This window comes from Candidatus Sulfotelmatobacter sp. (assembly GCA_035498555.1).
Taxonomy (GTDB): domain Bacteria; phylum Eisenbacteria; class RBG-16-71-46; order RBG-16-71-46; family RBG-16-71-46; genus DATKAB01.
Window position 1 is genome coordinate 1 of sequence record DATKAB010000134.1, and the last position, 7,509, is coordinate 7,509.

Genomic DNA, 7,509 nt, shown 5'->3' on the forward strand with positions numbered 1-7,509 from the left:
TGCTGCTCACCTTCCTCTACCGCGAGCTCCGGCAATTGGTGGACGCCGGCCACGTCTACATCGCGCAGCCCCCGCTGTTCATGGTGAAGTCGGGCAAGGAAGAGACCTACTGCTTCAACGAGAAGGAGCGCGACGAGGCCATCGCGCGCGCCGGCAAGAAGAACGTGATGGTGCAGCGCTACAAGGGCCTCGGCGAGATGAACCCCGACCAGCTCTGGCGCACCACCATGGATCCCGAGACGCGCACGCTGCTCAAGGTCACCTCCGAGGACGCGGTCGAGGCCGATCGCATCTTCACCATCCTGATGGGCGAGCAGGTGGAGCCGCGCCGCCAGTTCATCGAGGAGAACGCCCTGACCGTGCGGAACCTCGACGTCTGATGACGCGCCGGCTTCCGGCACTGGCGGTCGCGGTCCTGGCGACGGTGGCGATCGCCCGGCCCGCGGCCGCCGCGGCCTGGCCCGATCTCGAGATCGGCGCCGGCGGGACGTTCGCGGTGTCGGGCGAGCCGGGCGACGGCGGCTTCTCGCTGGCACTCGCCGGCATGTGGCCGGTGGAGGGCCCGCTGGCGTTCGGCATCACCGCATTCGGCGACGACATGGGCACCACGCTCGGGACCTATCAGGACGCCGGCAATCCCAGCGTTTCGCTCGGCACCTACCAGCAGAACCATCGCTGGGTGTACGGCGCGGCGTGGCGATTCGACATCGAGCCGCCATCCAGCTTCACGTGGCATCCGTACGCGACCGGCACCTGGAGCTATGCGCGCATCCAGGACGACGCCTATGGCGTGGTGACCGACGCGGTGAGCACCGCGGGCTACACCCTGGGCCTCGGCATTCGCCGGCCGATCCAGAAAGTCCACACGCTGGGCGTCGTGGTGATCTACCACCGCCTGCTGAACGATCGCGTAGACCGCTACATGAGTGCCGCCCTCGAGTGGGGCTGGCACTTCGGTTCCAAACCATGACGCGGGCGGGGAACGCCGCCGCCGACCACGGAAAGCCGACATGCCATTGAACGACCGCTCGAAGATCGTCGATACCAGCATCGAGCAGGAGATGAAGAGTTCGTACATCGACTACTCGATGTCGGTCATCGTGTCACGCGCGCTGCCCGACGTGCGGGACGGCCTGAAGCCGTCGCAGCGACGCATCCTGGTCGCGATGAACGATCTCAACCTTGCGCCCGGCCGGCCGTACCGTAAGTGCGCGAAGATCGCCGGCGACACCTCGGGCAACTACCACCCGCACGGCGAGCAGGTGGTCTATCCGACGCTGGTGCGGCTCGCGCAGAACTGGGTGATGCGCTACCCGCTGGTGGACGGCCAGGGGAACTTCGGCAGCATCGACGGCGACGCTCCCGCGGCCATGCGCTACACCGAGGCGCGCCTCACGCCGCTGGCGGTCGAGATGCTCGCCGACCTCGAGAAGAACACCGTCGACTTCCGGCCCAACTACGACGAGACGCGCGAGGAGCCGGTGGTGCTGCCGGGCGTGGTGCCGAATCTGCTGATCAACGGCTGCTCGGGCATTGCGGTGGGGATGGCGACCGAAGTGCCGCCGCACAATCTCTCCGAGATCTGCGACGCGATCGTGCGCGTGATCGACGAGCCCGAGGTCACGCTCGAACAGCTCCTGCAGCTGGTGAAAGGGCCCGACTTCCCGACCGGCGGCATCATCTACGGCACCCAGGGCATCCGCGACTGCCTGCTCACCGGGCGTGGCCTGATCAAGATGCGCGCACGCGTTCAGGTGGAGGAGGGCCGTGGCGGGCGCATGAGCCTGGTGGCGACCGAGATCCCGTTCCAGGTGAACAAGGCCGCGCTGCTCGAGAAGATCGCCGATCTGGTGCGCGAGGGCCGCCTCACCGGGATCAGCGACCTCCGCGACGAGTCGGATCGCGACGGACTCCGGATCGTGATCGAGCTGAAGAAGGACGCGAATCCCAAGGTGGTCCTGAACCAGCTGTTCGTGCACTCGCCGCTGCAGAGCACCTTCGGCGCGATCATGCTGGCGCTGGTCGACAATCGGCCCCAGGTCCTGAACCTGCGCGGCCTGCTGGACCAGTACGTGCGGCACCGCCAGAACGTGGTGCGCCGTCGCACCGAGTTCGATCTCGCCGAGGCCGAGCGGCGCGCGCACGTCCTCGAGGGGCTCAAGATCGCCCTCGACCATCTCGACGCCGTGATCGCTCTGATCCGCGCTTCGAAGGACGTGGACACCGCGCGGGCCGGCCTGATGCAGCAATTCAAGCTCAGCGAGGTCCAGGCCAACGCCATCCTCGACATGCGGCTGCAGCGCCTCACCGGGCTCGAGCGCGCCAAAATCGAGCAGGAGTACCTGGAGGTCATCCAGCTCATCGAGCAGCTGCGCTCGATCCTCGCCAACCCGAAGAAGATCCTGGCGATCATCTCGGACGAGGTGAAGCGCCTGAAGGAGAAGTTCGGCGACGAGCGCCGCACCCAGATCGTCGTGGAAGAGGGCGAGATCGGCTACGAAGACACCATCGAGCAGAAGGACATGGTGATCACGATCTCGCACGCCGGCTACATCAAGCGCCAGGAGCTGACGTCGTACCGCTCGCAGCGCCGCGGCGGCAAGGGCGTGATCGGCGCGCGCACCAAGGAAGAGGACTACATCGAGCACCTGTTCATCGCCAACACCCACGCCTATCTGTTGATCCTCACCGACCGCGGCCGCTGCTACTGGCTCAAGGTGCACGAGATCGAGCAGGCCGGCCGCATGGCCAAGGGGCGCCCGCTGGTCAACCATCTCGAGGGCATGGGCCGCGAGGAACGCGTGCAGGCGGTGGTGCCGGTCAAGCAGTTCGACGACCAGCACTATCTGGTGTGCGCGACCCGCAAGGGCCTGATCAAGAAGACCGTGCTCTCGGCCTACGGCAACGTCCGCAAGGCCGGCATCAACGCCGTCCTGCTCGAAGAAGGCGACGCGCTGTTCGAGACGATCGTCACCGACGGCACGCAGGACCTGATCCTGGCCAAGAAGAAGGGACTCGCGATCCGCTTCCACGAGAACGAGGTGCGCCCGATGGGCCGCACCGCCTACGGGGTGAAGGCGGTGACGCTCGACGACGACGAGGACGAGGTGGTGAGTATGGTGGGCGTGAAGCGCCAGGCGACGCTGCTGGCGGTGACCGAGCACGGCTTCGGCAAGCGCAGCGAGATCGCCGAATATCGGGTCTCGCACCGCGGCGGCAAGGGCATCATCACCATCAAGACCACCGAGCGGAACGGTTTCGTCGTCGCGGTGAAGGAAGTGGTGGACGGGGACGAGCTGATGATCATCACCAAGGGCGGCCAGATGATCCGCATGCCGGTGAAGGGCATCTCGGTGATGGGACGCAACACGCAGGGCGTGACGCTGGTGGACCTGAAGCCCACCGAAGGCGAGCTGCTTCCCGACGCCGTGGCCGGCGTCACCCGCGTGGTGAGCGAGGACGACGAGGCGAGCGAGGCATGACGCGCGGCCGGCCGGTCCGGCGGTGACCGCGCGCCGGCGCGCATGAGCGCGGCGCCGGGGCAGGTGCGCGGCGTGGCGGCCATGGTGGGCGCCACGCTGCTGTGGGGCGCCACCTTCGTGGTGATCCGCGACTCGCTCCACGCCCTCGATCCCGGCGCGCTGGTGTTCGGCCGCTTCGCGGTCGCCGCCGTTCTGCTCGGGCTGCTGATGGCGCGCCGCCGCGCGGCGCCGCCGCGCGAACTCTTCGCGGTGGCGGTGATCTCCGGACTGCTCTACGGCGCCTGCTACCTGCTGCAGGCGATCGGCCTCACCGCGACCAGCGCCGGCTCTTCCGCGTTCCTCACCTGCGCCGGCTCGATGTTCGCGGGACTGTTCGCGTGGCCGGTGCTCGGCCAGCGGCCGGGGCGCACGCTGCTCGCCGGGCTGGCGCTGGCCCTCGCCGGCGCCGCGCTGCTCTCGCTCGACTCGCGCTTTCGCCTCGGCTGGGGCGAGGCCGTCACGATGGCGGGCGCTCTGTGCTACGGACTCGGCGTCGCCTGGGTGGGCCGGCTCGCCGGTCGCGTGGATCCGGTCGCGCTCGCCACGGTCCAATCCGCGGCGGTGGCGCTGATGCTTTCGCCGCGCGCGGCGCTGGCGGTGCGCCAGCTGGCCGCGCTCTCGCCCGCCGGATGGGCGCGCTTCGGCTACCTCGCACTCGCCGGCAGCGTGCTGGCGCCGCTGCTCCAGCTGCGCGCCCAGCAGACTCTGTCTCCCGGCCGCGTGGGGCTGCTGCTCGCGCTCGAGCCGGTGTTCGCGCTGATCTTCGCGGTGACCGCCGGCGGCGAGCGCTTCGTGGCCCGCTGGTGGGCGGGCGCGGCGCTCATCCTTTTCGCGGTGCTGGAGGTGGAGCGGCGCTCTTCGCGGGAACCTTCATCGCCGCCTGCAGCCACTCCGAGAACCGCGGCATGACTCTGGGGTCCTGACGAAACGCGACCGCTCCGTGCCCGAAGGAGCGGCCGTCGCTCACGCGCGAGTTCGATTCGTCGCAGGCGTGAAAAGCCATGTCGATGATCTCGTAGTTGGGAAAGTCCTCGGGCGTCTGCTGGAAGAACACCGGCATCTTTCGGCGCGCCAGCGTCGCGCGCAGGAATCCGCGATCCACCGGATCGGGATCGGGGCTCAGCAGCACCAGCGCGCGCGCCCGCCGGTCGGCGGCCGCGGCGAGGGCCGCGGCCATCGCCATGGAACCGGCGCCGCCCACCAGGATCGCCGAGGTGTCGGCCCTGGCCTGTGCGGCCAGCGCGCGCACCGCCTCGCGCACGTCCCGGCCGGTCTGGCGCATGAGCGCCTCCTCACGACCGTCCCACGATTCGGGCAGCGGGCAGCTCGGCGCGACCGAGAATCCCGAGCCACGCACCCACGCCAGCAGCACCGCGAAGCCGCTGCGCTCGAGGCCGGCGGCCAGGCTGTCGTAAGCCGCGATCGTGTCGCCGGGCGCGAGCAGCACCACCGCGGCGCGCGGCCGAGCGACGCCGGACGGGATCAGCGCCACGCCGGCCAGCGGGTAGCCGTCGGCGCCGGCGAAGCTCATCCGTTGACCCTGCATGCGCCCGATGGCGCGATTCTCGATGGCGTCGCGCGCCGCGATCTGATCGGTCACGTCCTTCTGCATCGCGTCGGCCCGGCCGAAGGTCGCGGCCGCGTCGTTCAGGATCTGCATGACGTCGGGATCCTGGCCACGGCAGGCGATGGCGACCGGTCGAAGCGTTTGAATGGCGTGGATCGCGTCGCCCGATTTCTGCAGCACCAGCGCATAGCGCTGGCGCCAGGCGCGCGAGTGTCCGATCTGATCCGCCACCTGATCCAGCTGGCTCTTCGCGCCGGCGACGTCGCCCGACAGGTATTTCCCCCATCCCAGCAGTCCCTGCAGCTCGGCGGTGGAGTTGTCGTTGAGCGCTCGCGCCTCGGCCAGCGCGGGCGTCACCATGCCCAGCGCCTCCTCGACGTCGCCGGGACGCGCGCGCTTCATCAACGCTTCGGCGAGCGCGGCGAGGTCGGAATTGGAGCCGCGCAGCGATCTCGACAGCCGCCAGTGCGCGAGCGCGCTCTCGGGCTGGGAAGCCCGCGAGTAGCTCGAGGCCAGGTAATAGTGGGCCTCGCCGGCGTCGATGCCGCTCGCCTGGGACGTGAACGCGCGAAGCCTCTGGCGCAGATCGGCCGGATCGCCGGCCTCGCGCAGGATCATCTGGGTGCGGGTGGGCGGTAGGCCGGCGCGCGCGGTCACGGCGACGAGGAGCAGCAGAGCAGGCATCAGAATGGGGCGAAGGCGCTTCATTCAGTTCTCCGTGAGAAGGGCGAGGAGCTCGCGTTCGAGAGGGGTCGGGCCGTGGTCGGGGCCGCCCCACGCGGCGCGCTCCAGTGTGCGCGCGACGCGGCCCCTCCACAAGAGCACCACGCGGTCGCAGAGGCGCTCGATGCTCTCGGTGACATGGCTCGAGAACAGGATCGCGGCGCCGTCGTGGCTCATGTCGCGGAGCAGCTGCTTGGCGGCCAGCGCCGCGCCGGCATCGAAACCTTCGAGCGCCTCGTCGCACAGCAGCACCGGCGGCTGGTGCAGCACCGCGGCCAGGAACGACAGCTTCTTGCGCATGCCATGCGAGAAGCCTCGCACCGGCTCGTTCAAGCGGTCGGCGAGGCCGAGCGACTCGGCGAGCGCGAGCGCGCGACGCCGCGACGCTTCGGGATCGAGTCCACGAATGCCGGACACGAACGCGAGATACTCGTCCGCCGACAGGTTCTCGTAGAAGGCCGGTTCCTCGGCGGCGTAGCCGAGCTTCCGCTTGGCCTCGATCGGGGCCGCGCCGAGATCCTCGCCGGCGATGCGGACCACGCCCGAATCGGGCGGCTGCACGCCGGCGGCGATGCGCAAGAGCGTGCTCTTGCCCGCGCCGTTCGGCCCCAGCAGGCCGACCCGCTCGCCCGCGCGTACGGTGAGTGAAACGTCATCCAGCGCCAGGCGATCGCCGTAGCGGCGGGACAGGTGCTCGAGCTCGAGCATCAGCGCTCCTCGGCGGATCGCCAGCGCGCCACACGCCGGAGCGAGTGGAGCACGGCGGTGAGCAGCACGATCCAGCCCATCAGCGGGATCATCAGGCTGGCCGCCATGGACAGCCCGAGGGAGAGCGTGAGCAGGCGCTGCGCCTGTTGGGTGCGCGGGTAGAGCGAGACCCCGTAGTTGACGCCGAGGGTGGTGATGGCCAGCGACGACAGCGCGATCCAAGTGAGGAAGAATCGCAGCACCGGGGGTGGCAGCGAATGCGCCGCGAGCGCATGTCCGGCGAGAAGCGCGCCGCTCGCGAGCAGCGCCCACATGATGCGCGCTCCCCACGCGGCGCCGAGTCCGATCGGCAGATGGCGGAGCACGTCCGCGGGGTCCGCGCCAATCACCGCGATCAACCACTCGGCCACGGTCGCGGCGGCGAACAGCGAGGTCGCGAACGCCACGATGTGCGCGGCGTTCTCGGCGCCCGGAAGGCGCCAGGCGAGCCAGGAAAGCGCCATCGCGGCCGTCGCCAGGAACAGGCGCCGGCGGATCTCGGGCACGCGCCAGGCGAGCCGCGCGTCGTTTCTCCACAGCGCGACCCACGCTCGCATGCGCCGCCAGCTCGCCGCGCGAAGGCGCCGGCTCGTGCGGCCCCGACTGGCGCTCGACAGCGCGCGCGCCAGCGCACCGTGGAGTCGTGCCTCGGCGCCCTCGCTTTGCCACGCCGCCGCGCTCAGCGCGAGCGCGCATGCGAAGCGCGTGAGCAGAAAGCCGGCGGCGAGAAAGCCGGCGCCCAGTGCCACCAGCCACGGAGCGGGAAGCACGCCGGCCGCCGCGAACAACAACGCCGCCGCCGGCACCACGAGCCACGACGCCTGCAGGCTCGACAACCGGACCAGGTGGGCGGACAGGAGCGGGTCGGGAATCGGCAGCGCGCGCCAGGGGGGTGCGCCGTCCCGCTCGCGAAGCCGCGCCCAGTGGCGCGCTCCGGCCTGGGCGCCGCCC

Annotated in this window: 7 protein-coding genes; 4 read left to right on the plus strand and 3 right to left on the minus strand. The window is 70.2% G+C overall.

Features of this window, described 5'->3' with window-relative positions:
* The 4 genes from VMJ70_11455 to VMJ70_11470 all read left to right on the plus strand — a co-directional run.
* The coding region (locus VMJ70_11455; protein HTO91736.1) for a hypothetical protein at positions 1-380 on the plus strand (380 nt) is incomplete at its 5' end.
* A complete protein-coding gene (locus VMJ70_11460) occupies positions 380-970 on the plus strand; it encodes a hypothetical protein (protein HTO91737.1) in 591 nt (196 codons plus the stop codon). The genes VMJ70_11455 and VMJ70_11460, both read left to right, overlap by 1 nt.
* A 40-nt stretch (positions 971-1,010) precedes the next feature.
* On the plus strand, positions 1,011-3,482 hold the full coding sequence (gene gyrA / locus VMJ70_11465; GenBank protein HTO91738.1) for a DNA gyrase subunit A: 2,472 nt from the start codon (positions 1,011-1,013) through the stop codon (positions 3,480-3,482).
* Positions 3,483-3,524: 42 nt separating this feature from the next.
* Entirely contained in the window at positions 3,525-4,430 is a 906-nt protein-coding gene (locus VMJ70_11470) for a DMT family transporter (GenBank protein ID HTO91739.1), read from the plus strand.
* Here the strand turns inward: VMJ70_11470 and VMJ70_11475 are convergent.
* The 3 genes from VMJ70_11475 to VMJ70_11485 all read right to left on the minus strand — a co-directional run.
* Complete coding sequence (locus VMJ70_11475; protein HTO91740.1) at positions 4,342-5,796, minus strand: hypothetical protein; 1,455 nt, start codon at positions 5,794-5,796, stop codon at positions 4,342-4,344. The genes VMJ70_11470 and VMJ70_11475 overlap by 89 nt on opposite strands.
* Positions 5,797-6,519, minus strand: a complete 723-nt coding sequence (locus tag VMJ70_11480) for an ABC transporter ATP-binding protein (protein ID HTO91741.1) — start codon at positions 6,517-6,519, stop codon at positions 5,797-5,799. It lies immediately after the preceding gene.
* A partial coding sequence (locus VMJ70_11485) for a hypothetical protein (protein HTO91742.1) occupies positions 6,519-7,509 on the minus strand: 991 nt, incomplete at its 5' end. The genes VMJ70_11480 and VMJ70_11485, both read right to left, overlap by 1 nt.

Bases quoted from the DNA above. Each gene is read 5' to 3' on its own strand.
- gyrA (HTO91738.1), top strand. From the start codon at position 1,011: ATGCCATTGAACGACCGCTCGAAGATCGTCGATACCAGCATCGAGCAG.
- VMJ70_11470 (HTO91739.1), top strand. From the start codon at position 3,525: ATGAGCGCGGCGCCGGGGCAGGTGCGCGGCGTGGCGGCCATGGTGGGC.
- VMJ70_11480 (HTO91741.1), bottom strand. From the start codon at position 6,519: ATGCTCGAGCTCGAGCACCTGTCCCGCCGCTACGGCGATCGCCTGGCG.
- VMJ70_11460 (HTO91737.1), top strand. From the start codon at position 380: ATGACGCGCCGGCTTCCGGCACTGGCGGTCGCGGTCCTGGCGACGGTG.
- VMJ70_11475 (HTO91740.1), bottom strand. From the start codon at position 5,796: ATGAAGCGCCTTCGCCCCATTCTGATGCCTGCTCTGCTGCTCCTCGTC.